23 protein-coding genes are annotated in these 26,886 nt (G+C 67.8%); 17 read left to right on the top strand and 6 right to left on the bottom strand.

All coding sequences use genetic code 11. The features are described from left to right. The first annotated feature begins 122 nt into the window (after positions 1–122). From motA to VSO01S_RS27120, 17 genes are all read left to right on the top strand, one after another. Positions 123–986 carry a flagellar motor stator protein MotA gene (gene motA, locus VSO01S_RS12315; protein WP_068642734.1) on the top strand — a complete coding sequence of 288 codons (864 nt, stop codon included), beginning with the start codon at positions 123–125 and terminating at the stop codon, positions 984–986. A 25-nt stretch (positions 987–1,011) separates the two neighbouring features. Next, entirely contained in the window at positions 1,012–1,881 is an 870-nt protein-coding gene (gene motB / locus VSO01S_RS12310) for a flagellar motor protein MotB (protein ID WP_068642732.1), read from the top strand. A 26-nt stretch (positions 1,882–1,907) separates the two neighbouring features. Beyond that, positions 1,908–3,962 (top strand): chemotaxis protein CheA, encoded by a 2,055-nt coding sequence (gene cheA, locus VSO01S_RS12305; RefSeq protein WP_068642730.1) that lies wholly within the window; start codon positions 1,908–1,910, stop codon positions 3,960–3,962. Next, a complete protein-coding gene (locus VSO01S_RS12300) occupies positions 3,959–5,140 on the top strand; it encodes an EAL and HDOD domain-containing protein (protein WP_068642728.1) in 1,182 nt (393 codons plus the stop codon). Before cheA ends, VSO01S_RS12300 begins: the two co-directional genes overlap by 4 nt. 124 nt (positions 5,141–5,264) lie before the next feature. Beyond that, the gene (locus VSO01S_RS12295; protein WP_068642726.1) at positions 5,265–6,098 is read left to right on the top strand and encodes a CheR family methyltransferase; all 834 of its coding nucleotides are present in this window, start codon (positions 5,265–5,267) and stop codon (positions 6,096–6,098) included. Continuing rightward, positions 6,095–6,733, top strand: a complete 639-nt coding sequence (gene cheD / locus VSO01S_RS12290) for a chemoreceptor glutamine deamidase CheD (RefSeq protein ID WP_068642724.1) — start codon at positions 6,095–6,097, stop codon at positions 6,731–6,733. The genes VSO01S_RS12295 and cheD overlap by 4 nt, the downstream gene beginning before the upstream one ends. Beyond that, positions 6,730–7,827 (top strand): protein-glutamate methylesterase/protein-glutamine glutaminase, encoded by a 1,098-nt coding sequence (locus VSO01S_RS12285; protein ID WP_068642722.1) that lies wholly within the window; start codon positions 6,730–6,732, stop codon positions 7,825–7,827. Before cheD ends, VSO01S_RS12285 begins: the two co-directional genes overlap by 4 nt. 31 nt (positions 7,828–7,858) lie before the next feature. Next, positions 7,859–8,251, top strand: coding sequence for a chemotaxis response regulator CheY (gene cheY / locus VSO01S_RS12280; protein ID WP_068642720.1), 393 nt, complete (start codon positions 7,859–7,861; stop codon positions 8,249–8,251). 1 nt (position 8,252) lies between these two features. Next, positions 8,253–8,900: a protein phosphatase CheZ gene (gene cheZ / locus VSO01S_RS12275; RefSeq protein ID WP_068642718.1), complete on the top strand. Its 648-nt coding sequence runs from the start codon at positions 8,253–8,255 to the stop codon at positions 8,898–8,900. A gap of 468 nt (positions 8,901–9,368) precedes the next feature. Continuing rightward, on the top strand, positions 9,369–10,511 hold the full coding sequence (gene flhB / locus VSO01S_RS12270; protein ID WP_068642716.1) for a flagellar biosynthesis protein FlhB: 1,143 nt from the start codon (positions 9,369–9,371) through the stop codon (positions 10,509–10,511). Positions 10,512–10,525: 14 nt separating this feature from the next. Then, positions 10,526–12,619 (top strand): flagellar biosynthesis protein FlhA, encoded by a 2,094-nt coding sequence (gene flhA, locus VSO01S_RS12265; protein WP_068642714.1) that lies wholly within the window; start codon positions 10,526–10,528, stop codon positions 12,617–12,619. Next, positions 12,616–15,063, top strand: a complete 2,448-nt coding sequence (flhF, locus tag VSO01S_RS12260; RefSeq protein WP_068642712.1) for a flagellar biosynthesis GTPase FlhF — start codon at positions 12,616–12,618, stop codon at positions 15,061–15,063. Before flhA ends, flhF begins: the two co-directional genes overlap by 4 nt. A gap of 27 nt (positions 15,064–15,090) precedes the next feature. Continuing rightward, a complete protein-coding gene (locus tag VSO01S_RS12255) occupies positions 15,091–15,951 on the top strand; it encodes a MinD/ParA family ATP-binding protein (RefSeq protein WP_068642710.1) in 861 nt (286 codons plus the stop codon). A gap of 53 nt (positions 15,952–16,004) precedes the next feature. Beyond that, on the top strand, positions 16,005–16,724 hold the full coding sequence (locus VSO01S_RS12250) for an RNA polymerase sigma factor FliA (RefSeq protein WP_068642708.1): 720 nt from the start codon (positions 16,005–16,007) through the stop codon (positions 16,722–16,724). Between the two features lie 229 nt (positions 16,725–16,953). Beyond that, positions 16,954–18,690 carry a ShlB/FhaC/HecB family hemolysin secretion/activation protein gene (locus VSO01S_RS12245; RefSeq protein WP_245684193.1) on the top strand — a complete coding sequence of 579 codons (1,737 nt, stop codon included), beginning with the start codon at positions 16,954–16,956 and terminating at the stop codon, positions 18,688–18,690. 98 nt (positions 18,691–18,788) lie between these two features. After that, positions 18,789–19,478, top strand: coding sequence for a DUF6882 domain-containing protein (locus VSO01S_RS27885; RefSeq protein WP_218002343.1), 690 nt, complete (start codon positions 18,789–18,791; stop codon positions 19,476–19,478). Between the two features lie 35 nt (positions 19,479–19,513). Beyond that, positions 19,514–20,302 carry a hypothetical protein gene (locus VSO01S_RS27120; protein WP_153305244.1) on the top strand — a complete coding sequence of 263 codons (789 nt, stop codon included), beginning with the start codon at positions 19,514–19,516 and terminating at the stop codon, positions 20,300–20,302. Positions 20,303–20,554: 252 nt separating this feature from the next. Here VSO01S_RS27120 and VSO01S_RS12235 read toward each other — a convergent pair whose 3' ends face one another. Genes VSO01S_RS12235 through VSO01S_RS12210 form a run of 6 tightly spaced genes read right to left on the bottom strand, consistent with a single transcriptional unit; the run spans position 20,555 to position 26,882 of the window. Continuing rightward, positions 20,555–21,829: an amidohydrolase family protein gene (locus VSO01S_RS12235; protein ID WP_068642706.1), complete on the bottom strand. Its 1,275-nt coding sequence runs from the start codon at positions 21,827–21,829 to the stop codon at positions 20,555–20,557. 9 nt (positions 21,830–21,838) lie between these two features. Then, on the bottom strand, positions 21,839–22,345 hold the full coding sequence (locus VSO01S_RS12230) for a DUF411 domain-containing protein (protein WP_068642704.1): 507 nt from the start codon (positions 22,343–22,345) through the stop codon (positions 21,839–21,841). A 16-nt stretch (positions 22,346–22,361) separates the two neighbouring features. Continuing rightward, entirely contained in the window at positions 22,362–23,285 is a 924-nt protein-coding gene (locus VSO01S_RS12225) for an ABC transporter permease (protein ID WP_068642703.1), read from the bottom strand. A 6-nt stretch (positions 23,286–23,291) separates the two neighbouring features. Then, positions 23,292–24,353: an ABC transporter permease gene (locus VSO01S_RS12220; RefSeq protein ID WP_068642701.1), complete on the bottom strand. Its 1,062-nt coding sequence runs from the start codon at positions 24,351–24,353 to the stop codon at positions 23,292–23,294. Beyond that, positions 24,350–25,918, bottom strand: a complete 1,569-nt coding sequence (locus VSO01S_RS12215; RefSeq protein ID WP_068642699.1) for an ABC transporter ATP-binding protein — start codon at positions 25,916–25,918, stop codon at positions 24,350–24,352. Before VSO01S_RS12215 ends, VSO01S_RS12220 begins: the two co-directional genes overlap by 4 nt. Positions 25,919–25,940: 22 nt before the next feature. Then, positions 25,941–26,882 (bottom strand): 5'-methylthioadenosine/S-adenosylhomocysteine nucleosidase, encoded by a 942-nt coding sequence (locus VSO01S_RS12210; protein WP_245684192.1) that lies wholly within the window; start codon positions 26,880–26,882, stop codon positions 25,941–25,943. Positions 26,883–26,886 lie beyond the last annotated feature (4 nt).

The raw sequence follows: 26,886 nt of genomic DNA, 5'->3' as shown, positions 1-26,886 counted from the left end.
CCGCGCCCTGGGCCGGCCCGGTCTCACCGCCGGCCTGGCCGGCATCAGCATGGCCCGCGCGGCCGTCACCTGATTTCTTTTTGAACTGTTGAACTGGGCCTGCGCGGCCCGAGGGGAACGACGTGCTCGTACTGGTGGGGTATTTGGTGGTGCTGGCCACCGTGTTCGGCGGCTACGGCCTCATGGGCGGGCACTTCGGCGTGCTCTTCCAGCCGGTGGAGCTGCTGATGATCGGCGGCGCGGCCCTGGGCGCCTTCATCGCGGGCAACAAGGGCAAGACCATCAAGGCCACCATGAAGGAGCTGCCGCGCCTCTTGCGCAGCACCAAGCGCGACCGCCAGCTCTACATGGACCTGATGGCACTCCTGTACGAGCTGCTGGCCAAGGCGCGCAAGGAAGGAATGATGAAGCTCGAATCGGACGTGGATGCGCCCGAGCAGAGCGAGATCTTCAGCCGCTACCCCACCATCCTGGCCGACAAGGGCGTGACGGAGTTCCTGTGCGATTACCTGCGCCTGGTGATCAGCGGCAACACCGATGCCTTCGAGATCGAGGCGCTGATGGACCACGACATCGAGACCATTGCGCACGAGGCGCTGGTGCCCGCGCACAGCATTGCGCGCGTGGCCGATGCGCTGCCCGCGCTGGGCATCGTGGCGGCGGTGCTGGGCGTGGTGCATGCGCTCGGCTCGGCCGACCTGCCGCCTTCGGAGATGGGTGCGCTGATCGCGCACGCGATGGTGGGCACCTTCCTGGGCGTGCTGCTGGCCTACGGCTTCGTCACGCCGCTGGCCTCGCTCATCGAGCAGCGCGTGGCCGAGGGCATGAAGGTCTACCAGTGCGCCAAGGTCACGCTGCTGGCCAGCCTGAACGGCTATGCGCCGCAGCTGGCGGTGGAGTTCGGCCGCAAGGTGCTGTTCTCGACCGAGCGCCCGTCGTTCACCGAGCTCGACGCGCACGTGCGCGAAGTCAAGGCCGCCAAGTGATCCGGGGCGCGGGCCTGCAACAGCCATGAAAGAAGAAAAGAAAGTCGTCGTCCGGCGCAAGGGCCGCGGCCATGGCGCCGCCCACCACGGCGGCGGCTGGAAGATTGCCTATGCCGACTTCATGACGGCGATGATGGCCTTCTTCCTGGTCATGTGGCTGCTGTCCATTTCCAGCCCCAAGCAGCGCGAAGGCATTGCGGAGCACTTTCGCATGCCGCTGAAGGTGGCGCTCTCGGGCGGCCAGCAGGTGGCCATGAGCGCCAGCGTGGTGCCCGGCGGCGGCACCGACCTGGCCCACTCCGACGGCGACGTGAAGCGTGCCGCCGACGAGGACGACGCCGACGCCACGCGCCTGGACGCGATGAAGACCAAGCTGGAGGCGATGATCGAGAACAGCCCCGGCATGAAGGCGCTGCGCTCGCAGATCCTCATCGACATCACCGCCGAGGGCCTGCGCCTGCAGATCGTGGACAGCGACAAGCGCCCCATGTTCGACCTGGCCAGCGCCCGCGTGCTGCCCTACATGCGCACCATCCTGCGCGAGCTGGGGCCCCTGCTCAACGAGCTGCCCAACAAGATCACCGTGTCGGGCCACACCGACGCCATCGTCTACAGCAACGACGGTTCCTACAGCAACTGGGAACTGTCCGCCGACCGCGCCAACGCCTCGCGCCGCGAATTGCTGGTGGGCGGCATGAACGGCGCCAAGGTGCTGCGCGTGGTGGGCCTGGCCGACAGCGCCCACCTGGACCGCGACAACCCGCGCAACCCGGTCAACCGGCGCATCAGCATCATCGTGCTCAACCACCAGACGCAGGAGCGCTTCGAGCGCGAGAACACCGGCGAGGCCACCATGGCCATGCCGGCCAGGCCGCCGGCCGGCCAGCCTTCCTGAGCAGTCAATTCGAGAAAAGCAAAGAGATGGATCTCAGTCAATTCACACAAGCCTTTTTTGTCGAGGCCGTCGAGCTGCTGGGCGAGATGGAGCACCTGCTGCTCGAACTCGACGTGGCGGCGCCGGACGCCGAACAGCTCAACGCCATCTTCCGGGCGGCGCATTCCATCAAGGGCGGCGCGGCCACCTTCGGCTTTGCGGCGCTCACCGACACCACGCACCTGCTCGAGACCCTGCTGGACCGCGCACGCCACGGCCAGCTGCAGCTGAGCCTGCCCATGGTCGACGCATTTCTGGAAACGAAGGACGCCTTGCAACAACAACTGACGGCCTACCAGGCAGGCCACGAACCCGAGCCTGAAATGGTGGCGCACATCTGCGCCGTGCTGCAGCAACTCGCGCTGGAAACCGAAGGCGGCGAGGCCGCGGCGCCCGCGCCCGCGCCGGTCGCTGCGCCAGCTCCGGTGGCGGCCCCGGCCGCATCGTCGCAGGAGGGCGTGCTCAACGTCGCCTTCTCGAACCTGTCCGACGGCGAAACCGGCCTGCTGGCCGACGAGCTGGCCAACCTGGGCGAGGTGCTGTCCAGCACGCCCGGCCAGGGCACGCTGCAGGTGCGCCTGCGCACCGCGTGCTCGCCCGACGACATCGTGGCCGTGTGCTGCTTCCTGATCGACGAATCGCAGATCCGCATCGAGCGCGAAGCGGCGGCGCCGGTGCAGGCCGAGGCCGTGCCCGTGGCCGAGGCGGCGCCAGTGGCAGTGGCCGCACCAGCAGGCGATCCGGCGCGCGCCAAGGCGAGCCCCGCTCCCGCCGCCAGCGGCGGCGGTGCATCCGCCAACGCGGCCAGCGCGTCGAAGGAGTCGAGCTCCATCCGCGTGGATGTGGAGAAGGTCGACCAGCTCATCAACCTGGTGGGCGAGCTGGTGATCACCCAGTCGATGCTGACGCAGGCCGCCACCAAGCTCGACCCGGTGGCCTACGAGCGCTTCCTGAGCGGCCTGGGCCACCTGGAGCGCAATGCGCGCGACCTGCAGGAATCGGTCATGTCCATCCGCATGATGCCCATGGACTACGTGTTCAGCCGCTTCCCGCGCGTGATCCGCGATGTGAGCGCCAAGCTGGGCAAGCAGGTGCGGCTGGACACCTACGGCAAGGAAACCGAGCTGGACAAGGGCCTGATCGAGCGCATTGTCGATCCGCTCACGCACCTGGTGCGCAACAGCCTGGACCACGGCATCGAGACGCCAGAGCAGCGCACCGCCAAGGGCAAGGATGCGACGGGGCAGCTGCTGCTTTCCGCGCAGCACCACGGCGGCAACATCGTGATCGAGGTGAGCGACGACGGCGCCGGCCTGAACCGCGACAAGATCCTGGCCAAGGCCCTGCAGCAGGGCCTGGCCGTGAGCGAGACGATGCCCGACGAAGAGGTGTGGCAGCTGATCTTCGCGCCGGGCTTCTCCACCGCCGAGCAGGTCACCGACATCTCGGGCCGCGGCGTGGGCATGGACGTGGTCAAGCGCAACATCCAGGAGATGGGCGGGCATGTGGAGATCATCTCGCGCCAGGGGCAGGGCACCACCACGCGCATCGTGCTGCCGCTGACGCTGGCAATCCTGAACGGCATGTCGGTGAAGGTGGGCGACGAGGCCTACATCCTGCCGCTGTCGTACGTGATCGAGTCGCTGCAGCCGTCGGCCGAGCACCTGCACTCCATCTCCGGCGAAGGCCGGGTGATCAAGGTGCGCGGCGAGTACCTGCCGCTCATCGAGCTGCACCGCGTGTTCGACGTGAGCGGCGCGCTGGACGACCCCACCCAGGGCATCCTGGTCATCGTGCAGGCCGAGAGCGGGCGCTTCGCGCTGCTGGTGGACGAGCTGCTGGGCCAGCACCAGGTGGTGGTGAAGAACCTCGAGACCAACTACCGCAAGGTGCCCGGCATTTCGGCCGCCACCATTCTTGGCGACGGCAGCGTGGCCTTCATCATCGACGTGGGCGCCATGCCGCGCATCCGCCGTGCACAGGCCGCGAGCGCCCTCGCGCTGGCAGATGCTGCGCGCGGTACCGAGGCGCTGCCGGCATGAGTCCGGCGCACGCATCGTCGCCAGGCTACCTTTCGCCGTTCGTGATGCTGGACCTGCGCCGGCGCGTGGTGGGCTACCGCATGACCTGGCGCGTCGGCGGCGGGCCAGGCGCCGACCGGGCGGCCGGCCTGCGGGCCATGGCCGAATGCCTGGCCGAGCACCTGAGCCCCGGGGGCCGCGGCTGGAAACTGGGCCGCACGCCACTGTTCCTCGACGTGACGGCGGACCCCTCGCTGCTGGCCTGCCTGGAATCGCTGCCGCAGGAGAACGTGGTGCTGTGCGTCGGTCCGCAGGACAGCGTGCACGACGCCTTGCCTGCGCTGCAGTTCATGCGCGACCACGGCTACGGCCTGATGCTGCGCGGCGCGGCCGAGCCGCCGCCGCCCGGTTCGCTGCGCGAGGTGTTCAACTATTTCGACGTGGGCGCAGGTCAGGATGCGCAGCTGCTGGAGCGCCTGGCGCAGGAGCAGGAAGAGGGCGGCTCGCCACTGCGGCTCATCCTCACCGAACCCGGCGAGCCGGCGCCGCGCCAGCAGGCCGACGAAGGAAATCTGCAGCCCGAATCGACGCTCATCATGCGCATCATGCAGATGCTCCAGCGCAACGAGGACGTGCGCCAGATCGAGACCGCACTCAAGCACGACGCGGTGCTGACCTACCGGATCCTGCGGCACATCAATTCGCCGGCCATCGGGCCGGGCGTGGAGATCCAGTCCTTGCGCCATGCGGTGACCATGCTGGGCTACGCGCACCTGTTCCGCTGGCTTTCGCTGCTGCTGGCCACCAGCAACTCGGCGGCCAACGCGCCTTTCCTGACCCGCAAGGCCATCATGCGCGGCCGCGCGGTGGAGCTGCTGGGCAAGAGCATGCTCGCGCCCTCCGACGCAGACAACCTTTTCGTGGTGGGCATGTTCTCGCTCATCGACCAGTTGCTCGGCATCCCCATGCAGGAAGTGCTGGCGCGCGTGCAGCTGGCTGAATCGGTGCAGCAGGCCATCCTGCACCGCGGCGGCGTTTACGGTCCGTTCCTCGCGCTGGCCGAGAGCTGCGAGCGCGAATCCGGCGACACCGCGCGCCTGGCCGAAGACCTCTTCATGAGCCCCGGCCAGGTCAACGCGGCCGTGCTGGCGGCGCTGGCGTGGTCGCAGGAAGTGGGCGCGGCAGAGGCGCCGTACTGAATCGTCTTTTTTGTTCCGCGCGCCCTCAACAAATGGTGCGAAGAGGCCGATATATCCAGTACTGATCGGGCCATTGACTTGCAGGCCCGGTCCGTACATTGAAAGCCTCGTACCCAGGGCGACCGTGAACTCAGAATTTCTCTTCACCGACGACGACTTCGCGCGCGTACGGACACTCATCCACCGGCGCGCCGGCATCGCCCTGGGCGAGCAGAAGCGCCAGATGGTCTACAGCCGCCTCTCGCGGCGACTGCGCGAGCTGGGGCTGCCCGAGTTCTCGGCCTACCTGGCGCTGCTGGAGTCCAGGCCGGACGGCGACGAATGGCAGGCCTTCATCAACTCGCTGACCACCAACCTCACGTCCTTCTTTCGCGAGGCGCACCACTTTCCGGCGCTGGCCGATTTCGTCAAGCGACGCAAGCACCCGATCGAGATCTGGTGCGCGGCGGCGTCCACGGGCGAAGAGCCGTATTCCATTGCCATGACGCTCATCGAAACGCTGGGCGCGCAGGCCAGCGGCGCGCGCGTGATCGCCACCGACATCGACACGGCCGTGCTGGCGCGGGCCGCGGCCGGCGTGTTCAGCCTGGAGCAGGCCAGCCGGCTTGGGCCGGAGCGCCTGCGGCGCTTCTTCAACAAGGGCACCGGCAGCAATGCGGGCAAGGCGCGCATCCGGCCCGAGGTGGCGGCCATGGTCAAGTTCTCGCAGCTCAACCTGCTGGACCGCCACTGGTCGGTGAAGGAGCCGGTGGACGCCATTTTCTGCCGCAACGTGATGATCTATTTCGACAAGCCCACGCAGAAGGCGGTGCTCGATCGCTTCGCGCCGCTGCTCAAGCCGGGCGGCCTGCTGTTTGCGGGCCATTCGGAAAACGCGTCGCTGGTGAACCAGGCTTTCCGGCCGCTGGGCCAGACCATCTATTCGCTGGGCGCGCAGCGGGAGGCCGTTGCCGCATGAGCGCTCCTTTCGCCGCGCCGGGCCAGATGGCCAGCCACCACTACTTCGACCGCGACATCGGCTGCCAGGCCGTGAAGCTGCTGCCCTCGGAGTACTACGTGACGCAGGACCACACCGCGCTGACCACCGTGCTGGGCTCGTGCGTGGCCGCCTGCCTGCAGGACGCCGAGGCGGGCGTGGCCGGCATGAACCACTTCATGCTGCCCGCCGATGCCGACGATGCGCCGCGCCGGCATGCCGAGGCCATGCGCTACGGCGAGTACGCCATGGACGTGCTGCTGCGCGAGCTGATGCGCCTGGGCGCCCGGCGTGAGCGCCTGCGCGCCAAGGTGTTTGGCGGCGGCGCCGTGCTTTCGAACATGACCACCCTGAACATCGGCGACCGCAATGCCGACTTCGTGCTGCGCTACCTGCGCGAGCAGGGCATTGCCGTGGCCGCGCAAGATCTGCGCGGCCCGCACGCGCGGCGGGTGTGCTTCATGCCGGCCACCGGCAAGGCGGTGGTGCGCAAGCTGCGCACCCAGGCAGGGGTGGTGCAGATGATCCAACGCGAAGAGCAGGCGCTGATGCGCCAGCTCGCAGGCGACGCCGCCGCCACCGCCACGGCGCGCGCCACAACCGGCAGGCCGGCATGAACAGCAACAACAATCCGAAGATCAAGGTCCTGTGCGTCGACGATTCGGCGCTGATCCGCAGCGTGATGACCGAGATCATCAACAGCCAGCCCGACATGACCGTGGTGGGCACCGCTGCCGACCCGCTGGTGGCGCGCGAACTCATCAAGCAGACCAACCCCGACGTGCTCACGCTGGACGTGGAAATGCCGCGCATGGACGGCCTGGAGTTTCTCGAGAAGCTCATGCGCCTGCGGCCCATGCCGGTGTTGATGGTCTCTTCGCTCACCGAGCGCGGCTCCGAGATCGCGCTCACCGCGCTGGAGCTGGGCGCGGTCGACTTCGTGACCAAGCCCAAGCTGGGCGTGCGCGACGGCCTGCTGAACTACACCGAGCTGATCGCCAGCAAGATCCGCGCCGCTTCGGCCGCGCGCCTGCTGCCTTCGCGCCGTGGCGCCGCCGCGAAGGCGGCCGCGGCCGGGCCGGGCGAGGCGCCGCTGCGCAGCCCGCTGCTCAGTACCGAGAAGCTCATCATCATCGGCGCCTCCACCGGCGGCACCGAGGCCATCCGCGATGTGCTGCAGCCGCTGCCTTCGGACAGCCCGGCGGTGATGATCGCCCAGCACATGCCGCCCGGCTTCACCAAGTCCTTCGCGCAGCGGCTCGACGGGCTGTGCCGCATCACCGTGAAGGAAGCCGAGCACGGCGAGCGGGTGCTGCCCGGCCACGCCTACATCGCGCCCGGCGGCTTTCACCTGTCGCTGGCGCGCAGCGGCGCCAACTACGTGGCCCACCTGGACCAGGAGCCGCCCGTGAACCGGCATCGCCCCTCGATCGACGTGCTGTTCGACTCGGTGGCCCGGCATGCGGGGCGCAATGCCATCGGCGTGATCCTCACCGGCATGGGCAAGGACGGCGCCGAGGGGCTGCTGCGCATGAAGCAGGCCGGCGCCTACACGCTGGCGCAGGACGAGGCGAGCTGCGTGGTGTTCGGCATGCCGCGCGAAGCCATTGCCATCGGTGCCGCGCACGAAGTGGCGCCGCTGCACGAGATGAGCCGGCGCGTACTGGCCCACCTGCGCAGCAGCTTCGGCGAGCGGGTGAATCGAGTTTGAAGCAGTGAAGTGAATTTTTGGAGCAACCCGGATGGACAAGAGCATCAAGATCCTGGTCGTGGACGACTTCCCGACCATGCGGCGCATCGTGCGCAACCTGTTGAAGGAACTGGACTTCCACAACGTCGACGAGGCGGAGGACGGCGCGGCCGGCTACGAGAAGCTGCGCGGCGGCGATTTCGGCTTCGTGGTGTCGGACTGGAACATGCCCAACATGGACGGCCTGACCATGCTCAAGACCATCCGCGCCGACCCTCAGCTGGCCAAGTTGCCGGTGCTGATGGTCACGGCCGAGGCGAAGAAGGAGAACATCATTGCCGCGGCGCAGGCCGGCGCCAACGGCTATGTGGTCAAGCCCTTCACCGCCGCCACGCTGGAAGAGAAGATCGGCAAGATCTTCGAGAAGCTGGCCAAGGAAGCCTGACATGACACAGCCAACGCCCGACGCCGCCGCCGAACATGGCGACTCCGCCGAAGCATTGCTGGGACGCATCGGCCAGCTGACGCGCCAGCTGCGCGAGGGCCTGCGCGAGCTGGGCCTGGACAAGCAGGTCGAGCGGGCGGCGCAGGCCATTCCGGATGCGCGCGACCGGCTCAGCTATGTGGCGGCCACGACGGAGCGCGCGGCGCACCGGGCGCTCAATGCCATCGACCTGGCGCAGCCGCTGCAGGAAAAGCTGGCCACCGGCGCAGGCGCGCTCAACGCGAGGTGGGACGCATGGTTTGCCAACCCCATCGAGCTGAACGACGCGCGCGAGCTGGTGCTGGACACCCGCAGCTACCTGCGCGACGTGCCGGTGACGGCAGAGGCGATCAATGCGCAGCTCATGGAGATCCTGATGGCGCAGGACTTCCAGGACCTGACGGGGCAGGTCATCAAGAAGATGATGGAAGTGGTCAACGATGTCGAGACGCAGCTGCTGCAGGTGCTGATCGACAACTCGCCGCCGGAGAAGCGGCAGGAACTGAGCACGAACAGCATGCTGAATGGGCCGCAGATCAATCCTGGTGCGCCTGATGCTGTCTCTGATCAGTCGCAGGTGGATGATCTGCTCGAGAGCCTGGGGTTCTGAGGTTGGGCGCGCTGCGTCGGCGGGCGGGCGGTGCGTGCCGGGGGCCTTCACGATGTCGGCCCCTTCGGGGCTGCCCTGCGGTGCTCGCGGGAGCGGCCTGCACTGCGGAACTCGCTGCGCTGCTGACGCAGCTCCGCTCAGACAGCCGCAGTGAGTCAGAGGTGGAAGCACGCAAGGTGCCCTTGCGTGCAGGCCGCACCCGCTGCGCTCCTCGGCGACATCGAGGCGGCCCCCGGCACGCACCGCCCGCCCGCCGACGCAGTGGAGAGGTCGTGGGGATTCCTGGCTCCGCGAGACAGGGGCGCGCCAGATCATCACCCACTGAGCCCGGCGGGCAGCGCAGACCGGGTGGCGCATCGCAAGAGAAACAGGACTTTGCCAGGCTTCATCGACAGATTGGTTTGACCCCTCGGCTCGAATAATTTGCTTCGAAGCGAACGCATGTTGCGGCACGCATTCGGAGCATGGATGTCTGAGGAAAGCGATCTCGAAAAAACCGAGCCAGCCTCGCCAAGGCGCCTGGAAAAGGCGCGCGAGGAAGGCCAGGTTGCACGTTCGCGCGAACTCAGCACGCTGATCCTGCTCGGCGCCGCCGTGGCCGGCATCTGGTCCGGTGCCGATTCACTGGGCACCACCCTGCAGCAGGCGCTGCGCCGCGGCCTGCATTTCGAGCGTGCCTCGGGCTTCGACACCTCCTTCATGCTCGTCCAGGTGGGCGACATGCTGCTCGAAGGCCTGCTGGCTGCGCTGCCCATCCTGAGCGTGATGGCCTTCGCCGCACTCGTCGGCCCGATGCTGCTGGGCGGCTGGCTGTTCTCCGCCAAGTCGCTCGCGCCCAACTTCGGCAAGCTCGACCCGCTGGCCGGCATCGGCCGTATGTTCTCCACCCAATCGCTGGCCGAACTGGCCAAGGCGCTGGCCAAGTCGCTGCTCATCGGCGGCGTGGCCTGGGTCGTGATCATGGGCAACATGGACCGCGTGATGGCGCTCATGGCCCAGCCCGCCAGCGCCGCCTTGCCGCAGATGGCGAAGCTGGTAGCGCAGGACAGCGTGCTCATCGTCGCGGCGCTGCTGCTCATCGCGCTCATCGACGTGCCCTACCAGCTTTGGAGCCACTACCGCAAGCTGCGCATGTCCAAGGAAGACCTGCGCCAGGAGCACAAGGAAAGCGAGGGCGACCCGCACATCAAGGCCCGCATCCGCAGCCAGCAGCAGCAGATGTCGCGCCGCCGCATGATGGCCGAGGTGCCCAAGGCCGACATCGTGGTGACCAACCCGACGCACTTTGCCGTGGCGCTGAAGTACGTGGACGGCGACATGAGCGCCCCGCGTGTGGTGGCCAAGGGCGTGGACCGGGTGGCGCTGCGCATCCGCGAGATCGCCAGGGAACACAAGGTGGCCGTGCTCGAGGCGCCGCCGCTCACGCGCGCCCTCTACAAGAACACCAGGCTGGGCCAGGAGATTCCGGCGGGCCTCTATACCGCCGTGGCCGAGGTGCTGGCCTGGGTCTACCGGCTCAAGCGCTGGCAGAGCGAGGGCGGCGACGCGCCGCGCGAGCCTTCCGACCTGCCCATTCCGCCCGAACTCGAATACGCGCCAAAGGCCGACTGAAGAACAAGCACGCCATGAACGCCATGACCCAACTGCTGCGCAACCCTGCGCAGATCTTCGCCAGAGGCCAGTTCAAGGGCCTGGCCGGGCCCATCCTGATCGTGATGATCCTGAGCATGATGGTGCTGCCGCTGCCGCCATTGCTGCTGGATCTGCTGTTCACCTTCAACATCGCGCTGTCGGTGATGGTGCTGCTGGTGAGCATGTACACCATGAAGCCGCTGGACTTTGCGGCCTTTCCGGCGGTGCTGCTGTTCTCCACGCTGCTGCGCCTGTCGCTGAACGTGGCGTCCACCCGCGTGGTGCTGATGCACGGCCACTCGGGCCCCGACGCGGCCGGCAAGGTGATCGAATCCTTCGGCCACTTCCTGGTGGGCGGCAACTTCGCCGTGGGCGTGATGGTGTTCGTCATCCTGGTGATCATCAACTTCATGGTCATCACCAAGGGCGCGGGCCGCATTGCCGAGGTGGGGGCGCGCTTCATGCTCGACGCCATGCCGGGCAAGCAGATGGCCATTGACGCCGACCTGAACGCGGGCCTCATCGACGAGAAGGCCGCGCGCCAGCGCCGCAAGGAAGTGGCGCAGGAATCGGACTTCTACGGCTCCATGGACGGTGCCAGCAAGTTCGTGCGCGGCGACGCGGTGGCGGGCCTGCTGATCATGGTGATCAACATCATCGGCGGCCTGTTCGTGGGCATGATCCAGCACGACATGGCTTTTGCCGCCGCCGGCAAGACCTACACGCTGCTGGCCATCGGCGACGGCCTGGTGGCGCAGATTCCGGCGCTGGTGATTTCCACCGCGGCGGGCGTGATCGTCTCGCGCGTGAGCACCGACGAGGACGTGGGCCGGCAGCTGACCGGGCAGCTCTTTTCCAACCCGCAGGTGATGCTGCTCACCGGCGGCATCATCGGGCTGATGGGCCTGATCCCGGGCATGCCCAGCTTCGCCTTCCTGGCGATCGCCGGCGGCCTGTTCTGGATCGCGCACAAGAAGCTCCAGCGCGCACCGCAGGAGGCCGTGCAGAAGGCCGAGGCCGAGCGCACCGCCGCGGCGCCCGCACCCGAGCAGGCCGAGGCCAGCTGGGACGACGTGCAGCTGGTCGACCCGCTGGGCATGGAAGTGGGCTACCGCCTCATTCCGCTGGTGGACCAGTCGCAGAACGGCGAACTGCTGGGCCGCATCAAGAGCATCCGCAAGAAGATAGCGCAGGAGCTCGGCTTTCTGGTGCCGGTGGTGCACATCCGAGACAACCTGGAGATCGGCCCCAACACCTACATCATCCGCTTGAAGGGCGTGGAGATCGGGCGGGGCGAGTCGTACCCCGACCGCTGGATGGCCATCAACCCCGGCCAGGTGAGCGGCAGCCTGCAGGGCACCGCCACCCAGGACCCGGCCTTCGGCCTGCCGGCGGTCTGGATCGACGGCGCGCAGCGCCAGCAGGCGCAGATCTACGGCTACACGGTGGTGGATGCCTGCACCGTGATGGCCACGCACCTGAACCACCTGATCCAGTCGCATGCCGCCGAGCTGCTGGGCCGCCAGGAAGTGCAGCAGCTGCTGGACCAGATCGCCAAGACCGAGCCCAAGCTCACCGAAGACCTGGTGCCCAAGGTGCTCACGCTCAGCACGCTGCACAAGGTGCTGCAGAACCTGCTGGCCGAGGAGGTGCCCATCCGCGACATGCGCACGATTCTCGACGTGATGGCCGAGCATGCGCCCGCGGTGAAGGACGCGACCGAGCTCACCTCGCTCACCCGCGTGGCGCTGGGCCGCTCCATCACCCAGCAGCTGTTCCCGGGTGACGTGCAGCTGCAGGTGATCGGCCTGGACAGCTCGCTCGAAGGCGTGCTGCAGCAGGCCATGAGCAACAACAGCGGCATCGAGCCCGGCCTGGCCGACAACCTGCTGCGCCAGACCCAGAGCGCCATGCAGCGCCAGGAGGCGCTGGGCCTGCCGCCCGTGCTGCTGGTGCAGCACCCGCTGCGCACGCTGCTCGCGCGCTTCCTGCGGCGCAGCCTGCCGCAGCTGAAGGTGCTGTCGCATGCCGAGATTTCTGACGTTCACACCATCAAGGTCACTGCGATCATTGGAGGAAGAGTTTGACCCGAGCCTTTGACGCGAGCACCGCTGCTCGCAAGTTCTTCGCCGCCACGAGCCGCGAAGCCCTTCGCCTGGTACGCGAGGCGCTGGGCGCCGAAGCCATGGTGCTGACCAACCGGGTGCTGCCGGACGGCGTGGAGATCGTGGCCATGGCCACGGAAGACGTGGCCGAGGCGGTGGAGCATGCGCAGGCCGCGCCCGTTGTGGCGGCCCGCGCGCCCGCCGAATCGCCTGCACCCGCGCCGGAACCGGCAGCGCCTGTGCCGCCGGCCATGCCTGCAGCTGTGGTGCCGCCCGCAGCGGCACCCGTGCCCGTTGAAGCAGCCGCCCCCAGCACCACGGTGCAGCCGGACCCGGTGCTGAGCGAGCTGCACTCCATGCGCGGCATGCTCGAAGAGCAGATGGCCAGCATGGCCTGGAGCGAGCAGCAGCGAAAAGACCCCGTGCGCGGCCGCCTGCTGCGTACCTTGCTCGGCGGCGGATTCAGCGCGCAGCTTTCCCGCGCCATGCTCGAGCGCCTGCCCACCGGCCAGAGCTACGCCCAGGGCATGGCCTACGTGCGCAGCGAGCTGATGCGCGTGATGTCGGTGCGCGAAGACGAGGACGCATTTCTGGCCGAAGGCGGCGTGTACGCCCTCATGGGCCCCACCGGCGTGGGCAAGACCACGACCACGGCCAAGCTTGCCGCCCGCTGCGTGATGCGCTTCGGTGCCGACAAGATCGCCCTGGTCACCACCGACAGCTACCGCATCGGCGCCTACGAGCAGCTGCGCATCTACGGCCAACTGCTGGATGTGCCCGTGTACGCGGTGAAGGATGCCGCCGACCTGCACCTGGTGCTCAAGGACCTGCGCGAGAAGCACCTGGTGCTGATCGACACCGTGGGCATGAGCCAGCGCGACCGCGCCGTGTCCAACCAGATCGCCATGCTGTGCAGCGGCGAGCGGCCGGTCAAGCGCCTGTTGCTGCTCAATGCCACCAGCCACGGCGACACGCTCAACGAGGTGGTGCATGCCTACCGCAACGGCGCAGGGGCGGGCGAGCTGGCCGGCTGCATCTTCGCCAAGGTGGACGAGGCCACGCACACCGGCGCGCTGATCGACACGGTGATTCGCCACCGGCTGACGGTGCACTACGTCTCCAGCGGCCAGAAGGTGCCGGAGAACCTGATGCTGGCTGACCGCGCGCAGCTCGTCGACGGCGTGTTCCAGCCGCGGCGCCATGCCGCACTGTTCACCGCCACCGAAACCGAGAAGGACAACAGCGCCGACGCCGAGATCGCCCAGGCCCAGGCCGAGACGGACCGGCTGCGCGCGCGGTACCAGCGGCTCATCCGCGCCATGGCGCACGATGCCGAGGCGGTGGCCGACGCGGCCGGTGCCCTGGGCAGCGCGGCCGTCGGCTTCGAGCCCGCACGCGAGCTGTGGCGCCAGGCCCGCGACGGCGATGCCGACCAGCGCGCCGTGCTGCAGTCGCTGATGACGCTGGCGCGCGGCGAGGTGGCCGCCGGATGCGAGCGCTACGTGCTTGCCATGAGCGGACAGCTGGGCCTGCAGGCCAGCGACAGCGGCGACCGCTACACCTGCCAGGCCAGCCTGCTGCTGTCGGACCGCGATGGCCGGCCGGTGGCGGCGCCGCGGCAGTGGCTGTCGACGGCGGGCGGACGCAAGCCGGCCCTGCGGCAGGTGCAGTGGCTCGGCGAGCAGGACTTTGGCGACAAGACCGTGGTGCACCTGCTGCCGCGCCTGCCCGGCGCGGAGTTCATGGACCAGTTGCAGGCCGTGCAATGGCTGTCGCGTGTGCCGGCTTCCACCTCGGTGGTGGACCTGCGGAGCGGCCAGCCGGGCGCGCTGGCGAAGCTGGCGTTGGCCTTCGGTCCGGCGCAGCAGGTCATGCACAAGGGCAAGCCCGCGCTGCAGTCGCAGGCCGAGGCGCCGGTGCGCCTGCGCGCCGGTGCGCCAGATGCGCCGGCCCTGCGCTGCGTGGTCACGCGCATTGCCGATGCGCGCAGCGGCAAGCTGCTGGCACAGAGCTACGGCCTGAGCAACCTCTGCAGCGAGGTCGACGCGCAGCAGCTGGCCCAATGGTTCGCCTGGAGCGCCGAGGCCGAGCCCTGCCTGCGCCTTGTCCGCCAGGGCCTGGCCCTGTGCGGCGGCATGGGCGAACCAGGCGATCCGCACATGTTCAAGCGCCTGCTCATCGCAGCGCAGGTGGCCACCACCGTGTGGCGGGTGCAGGTCGCCACGCCGGCCTGGGCGGACGCTGCGCGTGCGCTGCTGGTGCAGCTCACCGGCAAGGCGATGCGGCCGGGCCGCCCGGCTTCTGCGGCTGTGCTCTTCGCCGGCATGGACAAGCTCTTCGCGCTGCTGGAAGCGCTGGGTCCGGATTTCGCCGGCGCCTCTGTGCCCGCCACGGCATCGGCAGCCGTCGCCGAGCCGAGCCACTGAGCACGCGCAACAGAGAAAGAAAACGGCATGAGCAAGATCGTGGCCGACCAGGCCGATGGCCTGCGTCGAATGCTGGCGCGCACGCCCACCCGCGTGCTGGCCTTTGCCAGCATGCTGCGCGGCATGGGCGTGACCTCCGTGGTCATGAACCTGGCCGCCGCGCTGGCGCAGCAGGGCCGCCAGGTGCTGGTGCTGGACGAGCACCATCCGGCGCGTGAGTCGATCGACCAGCAGTGGGGCTTGGCGCCGCACGGCAATCTGGCCGATGTGCTGGCGGGGCGCATGGCTTGCGAGGAAGCGGCCGCCACTGCAGCCTGCGGCGCCAGCGTGCTGCCGGTCATGGACTGCGCCGAGGCCTTCGATCCGCAGCGCCTGCAGCCGCACCAGGTGGTGCTCATCGATGCGCGGCTGGACACGGGCGGCCATCTGTCGCCGCTGGCCCGCACCGCGGGGGAGGTTGTGGTGGTGCTGCGCGCGGATCCGACCGCTATCACCGCCACCTACGCGGGCATCAAGCGGCTGCACTACGCGCATGCGCTCAAGCAACTGCGCTTCGTGCTCAACGGCATTGCGGACGAGGAGGGCGCGCAGCGTATCGCCCACAACATGGCGCAGGTTGGCAGCCGCTACCTGGGCGTGTCGCTGGAGTCCGCAGGTTGCGTGCGCCGCGACGTGCGGCTGGCCGGCGCCCGGCGGCAGCTGCAGTCGGTGGTGGAGGCCTTTCCCGCCAGCGCGGCCGCCGAGGACATGCGCCGCCTCGCGGACGACATGGGGCAATGGCCCTGGCGCCCGGCGCAAGCGCAGCGGCCGAGTTCGGCGCCGGGACCGGCGTCGTACAGCCTGCGGCCCGCGGGCGCGCCGCCGCATCGGCGGGCCGCCGTGGCCTGAGACGCCGTCCGCGCCGACACAAAGTCAAGAGAAGACAAGCAACAAGGAGCTCCGTGTACACCGCACAGGGAACCATCGACAAATCGCATCTCCTGCGCCAGCACCTGCCGCTGGTGCGCCGCATCGCGCTGCAGATGCTGGCCAAGCTGCCCGCCAGCGTGGAACTGGACGACCTGATCCAGGTCGGCATGATCGGCCTCCTGGACGCATCGAGCCGCTACGAGGACAACCGCGGCGCGCAGTTCGAGACCTTTGCCAGCCAGCGCATCCGCGGTGCCATGCTCGACGAGCTGCGCGCCAGCGACTGGGGCTCGCGCAACCTGCGGCAGCAGGCCCGCCAGGTGGAGCAGGCCGTTCGCGTGCTGGAGCACCAGCTGGGGCGGCCACCCACCGAAGGCGAGATCGCCCGGGAACTCAAGCTGAGCCTGTCCGCCTACCAGGGCCTGCTGCAGGACATCCAGGGCGCGCAGCTGCTCTACGTGGAAGACTTCGCACGCGAAGACGGCGACAACCCCGTGCTGGAGCTGCATTCGCGCGGCTCGCACGGCGACGACCCGCTGCAGGCGCTGATGGAAAGCGGCTTTCGCGCCGAGCTGGTGGAGGCCATCCGCAACCTGCCCGAGCGCGACCAGCTGCTGCTGAACCTGTACTACGAGGAAGAGCTGAACCTGCGAGAGATCGGCGCCATTCTCGAAGTGAGCCAGAGCCGCGTCTGCCAGCTGCATTCGCAGGCCATCAGCCGCTTGCGGGCGAGCTTGAAGGACTTGCTATAGATGTTGGCGACGGGGCGACGTGATCTTGGTCACACGCAATAACTGTGGAACGCAACTGAGATTTGTGAACAACGCCCGCTGCTCCGAGTGAATCTTGCCGGACAACCCTTGGGTGACTTTTGATTGACACACACGGGCAACGCCTCCTTACAGAATTCGCGCCGTCAAGCGAAATCAGGGAGGAAAGGCGATGTCGTCGTCGAAAAGGGCGCGGTGTGGTGGAGCGGGCATGTTTCACGCCTCCATGCGCCGGTGCATGGGGCCGGCGGCCGTCATGGCCGGCATGGGAGTGGCAGGAGTGGCGTGGGCACAGGCCAACGCATCCGCGCCGCGCCCCTTCGTCGAAGACCAACGCCAGCAAGAGCGCGAACGGGTGCTGCGCCAGCAGCAGGAAGCAGTCGTGGACGAACGCCTGCAGGCTGGTGCGGCACCCGGGGCTGCGCAGGCGCTGCCTGAGGATGAGTCGCCGTGCTTTCGCATCGAGCGCATCACGCTGGGCGGAGAAGAGGCTGCGCGGTTTCAGTGGCTCATCAGCGAGGCAGACGGGCGTGCAGCCGGCCTGAACGATTCACCCATCGGCCGTTGCCTGGGCACGCAGGGCATCAACACCGTTCTGGCGCGCCTGCAGCAAGTGCTTGTGGCGCGCGGCTGGATCACCACCCGCGTACTGGCTGCGCCGCAGGACCTTTCAACCGGCGCATTGGACTTGACCCTGGTCCCGGGCCGTGTAGCCGCCATTCGCTTTGCAGACCCGGCGGGCGACAAGACGAACCTTCGCTCGGCCGTTCCCATCCAGCCGGGCGACTTGCTCAACCTGCGCGACATCGAGCAGGGCCTGGAGAATCTCAAGCGCCTGCCCACGGCGGAGGCCGACATCCAGATCGAACCGGCCGGCAGCGGCAATGCACGCCCCGGTGACAGCGACCTGGTGGTCAAGTATCGGCAGCAGTTTCCGCTGCGCACCACGCTGAGCCTGGACGACGGCGGGTCCGAGGCCACCGGCAAGACGCAGGGCGGCGCCACCGTCGCCTGGGACAACCCGCTGGGCCTGAACGACCTGGCGTACCTCAGCCTCAACCACGACCTGTTCAACCATGGCGGACAGGGCACGCGCGGCTACACTGCGCACTACTCGGTGCCGTACGGCCATTGGCTCTTCAGCGCCACCGGCAGCGCCAACAGCTACCACCAGACCCAGGCGGGGCTGGACCAGGACTACGTATATTCGGGCGACTCCACCAACCTGGAATTGCGTGCGTCCCGGCAGATCTACCGCGATGCCTCGCGCAAGACCAGTGCTTCCATCGCCGCCTTCCAGCGCAGCAGCAGCAACGCGGTCAACGATGCGGAGATCGAGGTACAGCGCCGCCGCGTGGGCGGGTGGCTGCTGAGCCTGAACCATCGCGAGTTCATCGGCAACGCCACGCTCGACGCCAATCTCTCCTACAAGCATGGCACCGGCGCCTTCAGCGCGCTGCCGGCGCCAGAGGAAGCCTTTGGAGAAGGCACCTCGCGCATGCGCCTGTTCATGGCCGACATGGCGCTCAATGCGCCTTTCACCATCGGCGAGCAGCGCTTTCGCTACAGCGCCTTGTGGCGCGCGCAATGGAACCGTACGCGCCTGACGCCGCAAGACCAGTTCGCCATTGGCGGGCGCTACACCGTGCGCGGCTTCGACGGCGAACTCAACCTGCTGGGCGAGCGCGGCTGGCTGCTGCGCAACGACATCGGCTGGGCTATGGGCGCGACGGGTGCAGAACTCTATGCCGGCATCGACCATGGACAGGTCGGGGGGCCGTCCACCGCCTACCAGCTCGGCACGCGCCTGACCGGTGGCGTGGTCGGCCTGCGGGGTGCATGGCAGGGGCTGAATTACGACGTGTTCGTTGGCGCGCCGATTTCCAAGCCGGAAGGATTCAGGACCGCCAAGGTGACGGCGGGATTCAACCTCAGTTTCAGTTTTTGAGTTTGGCGCGCGTTGCGCCAATAGCCAATGAGGTCCACTGCTTTGTTGGAACTGCCCCGTGGAATGAGGCAGGAACGCGAAGCGTCATCCTTGGAGAGATGACACAGACGAGCTACTGGCGGAAATTCAACGGCAGCGAAATCGAGAATGATCGATTCCCTCCTTTGGACGTCGCCACCTCAGGCTCTAGAGCATTGTTGTTCCTTCGCAAGGATCTGCTCAAGACGACCGGTGAACACATCTGGGGCCTGACCTTCACCCTCTATCCCGATGGAAAGTTCAACATCGAGTACGACTACAACAAGCCCGAAGGCTATGAAGAAGAGCCGCCTCACCAAGCATTTCTCGACCAATGCATGGAAGAGCTGCGCGAGAAGACCGACGCAGCCACTGCCGCCTGGGGCTTGGGGCGTGAAGAGCGCTGGAACATCGATCTTCAGGCCGGCATTCTGAGTTTCCATTTTCCGCAGGGCCAGCAAGTCGACGTTCCGATCCAGGTGGTTGGAACCTACAACCAGGCCGACGGCACCTTCCTGTGGGGCTGGGACCATCCTTCCGTGCCCGAGCCGCTGCGACGCGCGGCGCAAGCAGTTCGCGTCTACGGTCAAGAACAGAGCATCGAGGAGCTCGATCAACGCGAGGTGCGATGCTCGGAAGACCAGGCTTGGGAATTTGCGGCGGTGGCAGCGCATCTGGATAACGCTGTGGGTGCATACAGAGGGGCGACAGGCAAGACGCTGCTCTTCATGACCTTTGGTCGTCCGATGGACGAGTCGTCGCTAGGCTGATCGCGGAACGCAAGCGGGACCTTCCTCATGAGGACGTGGGCACGCAAAGCGAGCTGGTTCGCACCGAAGTCAGCGGCTCCGCGATCGAGCTGAGCGCCAAAGCCAAGGACGGCACACTGGGTACCGTCCTGCTCTCGGGCAGCACGTTCAACACGGCTGGAGCCTTCGGCGTCGAAGCCGACAAGCTCCTGCTGGCCAGCCAGACCACCGAACCAGACCAGCAGCACCGAGACAAAGCGCGACATCGTCTGGCAGAAGGCACGCGAGAGCGGCTCGGTGGACCGGGACACGAACTACGTGCAGATCAACGCCGGCCAGGTGGACCTGTGGGCTGCTGCCGCACTGGACGGTGGAAATCAAATCGGAGAGTGTTTACCGAGGTAAACCGGGCAAGGAGCAAGCAATTGAGTTCAAATTTCTGCCTTGATTTGGCCGCAACGGAATTCGAATTGAACGAATCAGTTCGCGAGCTCTGTGACTATTGCAGTGCCAGTTTTACGCCACTCTGGGATAGTCTGGGAAAAGACCGCCCTTACGCCTTCCGCAAGGAGCTATGTCTCCAAGTAATAGAGCGGATGCTTCGCGAAGACCGATGTCGCCTTTCAACTCTTTCCAACGACCTTGGTGATATCGGTGGGCGATGCGGCTATTGGGATGCGCCAGTCGATGAGATCATGCAAACGCTTCGCTACCACTGGACGCGGTACGAAGGTGTTCCAGTCAGCGACCAGGCCCCGGATGGTTTTGATGACTTCTATTTCTTGGGAGTCATACCCGCATTGCTCTGGCCGCCTTATCACGACCTGGGATGTGAGCAACACTGACGCTTCTTGAATTCAGTCCAGTTCGAGCAGTACTAGCTGACGGTGCGCGTATGTCCGGTTCTTGGCCGACCTCCGGGCATCGGCCCGTCGAGGCACCGTTTGCGGACTCAGGCGAGCACTCCAAGCAGTTCGGGGCGCAACGACTAGCAAGGCTTTGCAGGTTGCTCTTTCGGCAACATACGACACCGCTGCCTTCTGAGCTTCACAAGCACTGCACTAGGGTCATCAAGGACCGATCAGCACCAGCCAGCTTCACTGGTGCATGAACGAAGTACTCCCCGGCCGCCCCTCAAGATGCAGCCCGCTGGCCACCGGCGCACTCTCCGCCACCAGCCGCCCTTTGCGATACACCTTCAGCCGCGCCGCCCGCAGCCGGATCGCCTCCACCGGATCGCGCGCCTGCAGCAGCACAAAGCTCGCATCGCACCCCGCCTCCAGCCCGTAGCCTTGCAGCCCCAGGATGCGCGCCGCATTGCCGGTCACCGCGTCGAAGCACTGCCGGATGCCCGCCTGGCTCGTCATCTGCGCCACGTGCAGCCCCATGTTCGCCACCTCGAGCATGTCGCCCGAGCCCATGCCGTACCACGGGTCCATCACGCAGTCGTGGCCGAAGGCGACGTTGACGCCCGCGGCCATCAGTTCGGGCACGCGGGTCATGCCTCGCCGCTTGGGATAGGTGTCGTGCCGCCCCTGCAGGGTGATGTTGATCAGCGGATTGGCAACAACGCTGACGCCCGCCTCGGCAATGAGCGGCAGCAGTTTGCTGACGTAGTAGTTGTCCATGCTGTGCATGGAGGTGCAATGCGATCCGGTGACGCGGCCTTGCAGCCCGAGTCGCTGCGCTTCGAAAGCCAGCGTCTCGATGTGGCGCGACAGCGGGTCGTCCGATTCGTCGCAGTGCATGTCCACCGGCAGACCGCGTTCGGCGGCCAGCTCGCACAGCAGCTTCACGCTGGCGGCGCCGTCGGCCATGGTCCGCTCGAAGTGCGGAATGCCGCCCACAACGTCGACGCCCATGTCCAGCGCGCGCTTCAGGTTCTCGACGCCGCCCGGGCTGCGCAGCACGCCGTCCTGCGGAAAGGCCACCAGTTGCAAGTCGATGTAGGGCGCCACGCGGCGCTTGACTTCGAGCAGCGCTTGCACCGGCAACAGGCTGGGGTCGCTGGTGTCCACATGGCTGCGAATGGCCAGCAGGCCCTTGGCCACGGCCCAGTCGCAATACGCCAGGGCGCGTTCGATCAGTGCCTCGGTCGTCAGCAGCGGCTTGAGCTCGCCCCACAGCGCAATGCCTTCCAGCAGCGTGCCGCTCTGGTTGACGCGCGGCAGGCCGTAGCTGAGCGTGGCGTCCATGTGGAAGTGCGGGTCGACGAAATGCGGCGTGACGAGCATGCCGCCGGCATCGAGCGTTTCGGCAGCCGGCATGTCCAGGCCTGCCGTGACTTCGGCGATGCGGCCGCCTTGCACGGCAATCGACATGCCGGTGCGGCCATCGGGCAGGGCGGCGTTGCGGATGAGAAGGTCCAGCATGGGCTGCGCCTACACCTTGGCGCCTGCGTAGCGCTGGAACACCTTGGCACCGCCATCGCGCGTCAGCAGCAGCACGTCGTAGGCGTCCTTGCGGTCGCCGTAGACGGGGCCGTCCATGCCCGGCGAGCCGACCGGCATGCCCGGCACGGCCAGGCCGACGGCGGTGGGCTTTTCCTTGAGCAAGCGCTGGATGTCGCTGGCCGGCACGTGGCCTTCGATGGCGTAGCCGCCCACCTGTGCGGTGTGGCAGGAGCCGAACTTGCGGTCGATGCCCAGGCGGCTGCGCGCGGCGTTGTTGCCGGTCTCGTTCACCTTGACGGCGAAGCCATTGCTTTCGAGATGCGAGACCCAGTCCTTACAGCAGCCGCAGCTCGGGTCCTTCCAGACTTCGATGGGTGTTTTCTTGTTGGCGCCGGTGCCCTGTTGGGCAAATGCCGGTGCAAGGCCCGCGGCCAGCGCAGCGGCCAGCAAGGTCCGGCGGGTGTGGTTGCTAGTGGTAAATGCGCTGTTCGTCATGTGTGGAATCTCCTGTTCATCGCTCGCCCTTCCGGTAGGGCTTCATCAGCGCCTGCGGATAGCTTGCCTTTCGGGCGACCAGCACCAGCGCCAGAATCGAAAGCAGGTAGGGCAGCATCAGGTAGAGCTGATAAGGCAGCACGGCGTTCCCCGACTGCTGCAATCTCAGCTGCAAGGCATCGAAGAAAGCGAAGAGCAGGGCGCCCAGCAGGGCCTTGCCCGGGCGCCAGGAGGCGAACACCACCAGCGCCACGCAGATCCATCCACGGCCGTTCACCATGTTGAAGAAGAAGGCGTTGAAGGCCGACAGCGTGAGAAACGCGCCCGCCACGCCCATCAGCGCCGAGCCCGCCACGATGGCGCCGGTGCGCACCGCCGCCACCGACACGCCCTGGCCCTCGGCCGCCTGCGGGTTCTCGCCCACCATGCGCAGCGCCAGGCCCAGCGGGGTGCGGTACAGCACGTAGGCCAGCAGGGGCACGAGCAGGATGGCCAGCAGCGTCAGCTCCGTCTGCGCCGACAGGATGGGCACCGGCAGCCACTCCATCGGCGCAAAGGGCTTGATGGTCGGCGGCGTGTTCACCTTGGGAAAGCTCACGCGGTAGCCGTAGTAGCTCAGCGCCGTGGCCAGCAGCGTGATGCCCAGGCCCGAGACGTGCTGCGACAGCGCAAGCCCCACGGTCAGCAGGGCATGCAGCAGCCCGAACGCAGCGCCGGTCAGCGCGGCCACCGCCACGCCAATCCACAGCGGCGCACCGGCGTACACGGTCAGCCAGCCCGCAAACGCGCCCGCCACCATGATCCCTTCGATGCCCAGGTTGAGCACGCCGGCCCGCTCGCACAGCAGAACGCCCAGCGTGCCCAGCACCAGCGGCGTGGCAATGCGAAGCACCGCCACCCAGAAGGCGGTGTTGCCGAGGATGTCCAGGATCTCGCTCACTTCACGTCACTTCCAGCGCAGCCGGTATTGGGTAAACAGCGCCGCCACCAGCACCGAAATGAGCGAGGCGGCCACGATCACGTCGGCAATGTAGGTGGGCACGCCCACCGCACGGCTCATGGTGTCCGCGCCCACCAGCACACCCGCCACGAAGATGCTGGCGGCCAGCACGCCCAGCGGATGCAGGCCCGCCAGCATCGCGATGACGATGCCCGTGTAGCCGTAGCCCGGCGACATGTCGAGCGTGACGTAGCTGGTGCGTCCCGCCACTTCGATGGCGCCGGCCAGGCCCGCCAGCGCACCGGAAAGCAGCGCGACCAGCACCACGGTGCGCGTCACCGGCACGCCGGCAAAGGCGGCGGCGCGCGCATTGGCGCCCAGCGCGCGGATGTCGAAGCCCAGCACCGTGTGCTTGAACAAGAGCCACACCAGCACCGCCAGGACCACGCCCCAGATGAGCCCGGTGTGCACTCGCGTCTGCGCGATCAGCCGACCCAGTTCCAGGCCGTCCTGCAGCGACACGCTCTGCGGCCAGCCCATGGCGGTGGGGTCTTTCATGGCGCCGTCCAGCAGCGCCGACACGCCCAGCAGCACGATGAAGTTGATGAGCAGGGTGGTAACCACCTCGTCCACGCCCAGGCGCGTCTTCATGAGCGCCGGGCCCAGCAGCAGCAAGGCACCGGCCACGGCGGCCGCCAGCATCATCAGCGGGAAAAGCAGCCACAGGGGCAGCTCGAATCCCGTGCCGCCGTGCAGCCCGCCCACCGCCACGGCCGCCAGCGCGCCGGCATACAGCTGGCCCTCGGCGCCGATGTTGAACAGCCGCGCCTTGAAGGCCACCGTGGCCGACAGGCCGGTCAGGATGAGCGGAATGGCGCGCGTCAGCGTCTCGCTCCAGGCGAACACCGAGCCGAAGCCGCCCTGCACGAGCAGGGCATAGGTGCGGCCTACCGGCGCGCCGGCCCACAGCACCAGCAGCGCGCTCACCAGCATGGTGAAAGCCACCGCGCCGATGGGCGCCAGCAGCAGGGCGCTGCGCGAAGTGGCCTGGCGACGTTCCAGCCTCATGCCTTGGCCTTTGCGCTTGTGCCGGCCATGGCCAGGCCGATGGCCTCGCGCGTCCAGGCCCATGCGGGCCTGGGCTCGCCGATGTGCCCGCCATGCATCACCGCCACGCGGTCGCCCAGCGCCAGCACTTCGTCCAGGTCGTCGGAGATGAGCAGCACCGCCGCCCCGGCGTCGCGCGCCGCGATGAGCTGCTGCTGCACATAGGCCACCGCGCCGATGTCCAGCCCCCAGGTCGGCTGGTGCGCGACGATGAGCCGCGGCGCGGTGGGCCCGTCTTCGCGCGCCGTCTTCGGCGCCAGCAGCGAGCGGCCGAGAATGAGCTTTTGCATGTTGCCGCCCGACAGCGAGCGGGCCGGCGCATCCAGCCCCGCGCCGCGCACGTCGAAGGCCTGTTCCACCCGTTGCGCCTGCTTGCGCGCGGCCGCGCGCCGCACCCAGCGCAGGCCCGGCAGCAGCTTGCGCGAGAAGGCGTCGCTGCGCAGGCGCTCCGACACCACGTTCTCCCACACGGGCAGGTCGCCGATCACGCCCACCGAATGGCGGTCTTCTGGAATGCGGGCCACGCCGCGCGCCACCAGCCGGGCGGGTGCCGCCGGCAGGTTCCGGCCCATGAACTTCACCGAGCCGCGCGCGGCGCGTCGCACGCCGCTGAGCAGCTCTGCGAGCGCCACCTGGCCGTTGCCCGACACACCGGCAATGGCCACGATCTCGCCGGCGCGCAGGCTCAGCGAGGCGTCGTGCAGCGCGTCGCGCCCATCCGCCTGGCCGGGCGCCGCGGTGTCGACGCGTTCGAGCACGCACACGACATCGCCAATGCGCGTGGCGGGCTGGCGCTGCGGCGCCTGCACCGCATGGCCCACCATCCACAGCGCAAGCTGCTCCTGCGTCGTTTCGGCCGTGGCCGCCTGCGCCACCAATTTTCCGTTGCGCAGCACGGCCACGCGGTGCGAGACGCGCAGCACCTCGGGCAGCTTGTGGCTGATGAAGATGATCGACAGGCCCTGCGCCACCATCTGCGCGAGCGTGGCGAACAGGGCTTCGCTTTCCTGGGGTGTGAGCACGGCCGTGGGCTCGTCCAGGATGAGGATGCGCGCGCCGCGGTACAGCGCCTTGAGAATTTCCACCCGCTGGCGCTCGCCCACCGACAGGCTGCCGATCAGCGCGTCCGGCGCTACCGCGAGGCCGAAGCGCCGGGCCACGTCCATCAGGTGTTCGCGCGCGGCCTGCCTGCGCGATATTGGCTGCCACAGCGGCTCGGTGCCCATCAGCACGTTGTCGAGCACGCTGAGGTTGTCGGCCAGCGTGAAGTGCTGGTGCACCATGCCGATGCCCGCCGCCAATGCCGCCTTGGGCTGCCCCGGTGCCAGCGGCTGGCCGAAAACTTCGATGCTGCCCGCGTCGGCCGTGTAGTGGCCGAACAGGATGGACATCAGCGTCGACTTGCCCGCGCCGTTTTCGCCCAGCAAGGCGAGCACCTCGCCGGCATCGAGCGAAAGCGAAATGTCGTCGTTGGCCAGCAGCGAGCCGAAGCGCTTGCTGATGCCGCGCAGCGCCAGGACGGTCAAGGGCGGCCCCTTTTCTCCGGCGTCACGGTTTCCAGGCGGCAAGGAAGGCCAGCAGCACCTTGGCCGAGTTGTCGGCGGCCACGTTCATGAAGGTGCCCATCTCGTTCTCGCCTTCGCCGCCGCCGGCCAGGTCGCTCAGCGAGCGAAAGGCCAGGTAGGGCACGCCGTTGCTGTAGGCCACCTGGGCGGTGGCGGCAGTTTCCATGTCGAGCACGTTGGCCTGGAAGGTCTTGAACGCGTATTCGCGGAAGGCCTTGTTGTCGACAAAGGCCTGGCCCGACACGCCGTTGCCGCCCACCACGAGCTGCGGCTTGTGCGTCAGGCACTTGCCGTTGCCGCCGCAATTGGCGAGCTCCACCGTGCGCAGGCCGCGCGCCACCTCCAGCATCTTCGGGTCGGCCGCAAACCAGAACTGCTTTGCCGGCTCGGATTGGCCGGCCTTGCGAACCTCGACTGGCCGCGGGTAGAGCATGCCGTAGTTGGGCAGCTGCACGTCCTTCATCCAGGGCGGGGCGGCGTAGCGGCCGGGCGCGGCTTCGCGCGCCATCAGCACTTCGAGGTACTGGCCCCATTGCGACGCCACCGTCACGTCGCCGATGTGCAGGCCGGGGTTCACGCCGCCGGCAATGCCCGAGAAGACGATGCTGCCCACGTTGAAGCGGTCGAGCACCAGCTGCGTGTTCATGGCCGCATTGACCATGCTGATGCCCGACAGGAACAGCACCACCGGCTGGCCCTGCAGCGTGCCGGTGGTGAACTCCACGCCGTTGACGCTGTGCTTGCGCGCGTCCTGAACGCGGGACAGCAGCAGCGTGAGTTCCGGCTGGAAGGCGGAGATGACGGCAATGCGCCGCGTGTCGTCCAGGCGCACCGGTGTGCTGCCGGGAACGCTGGCGCAGCCGGCCAGCCACGCGAGCGCGACGGCCGCCAGCACGCGGCGCACGGTTCTGGCGAAGCGGTGCACCGGC

It is taken from the genome of Variovorax soli NBRC 106424 (assembly GCF_001591385.1).
GTDB lineage: Bacteria > Pseudomonadota > Gammaproteobacteria > Burkholderiales > Burkholderiaceae_C > Variovorax > Variovorax soli.
This window is presented reverse-complemented; position numbering and strand designations above follow the sequence as displayed.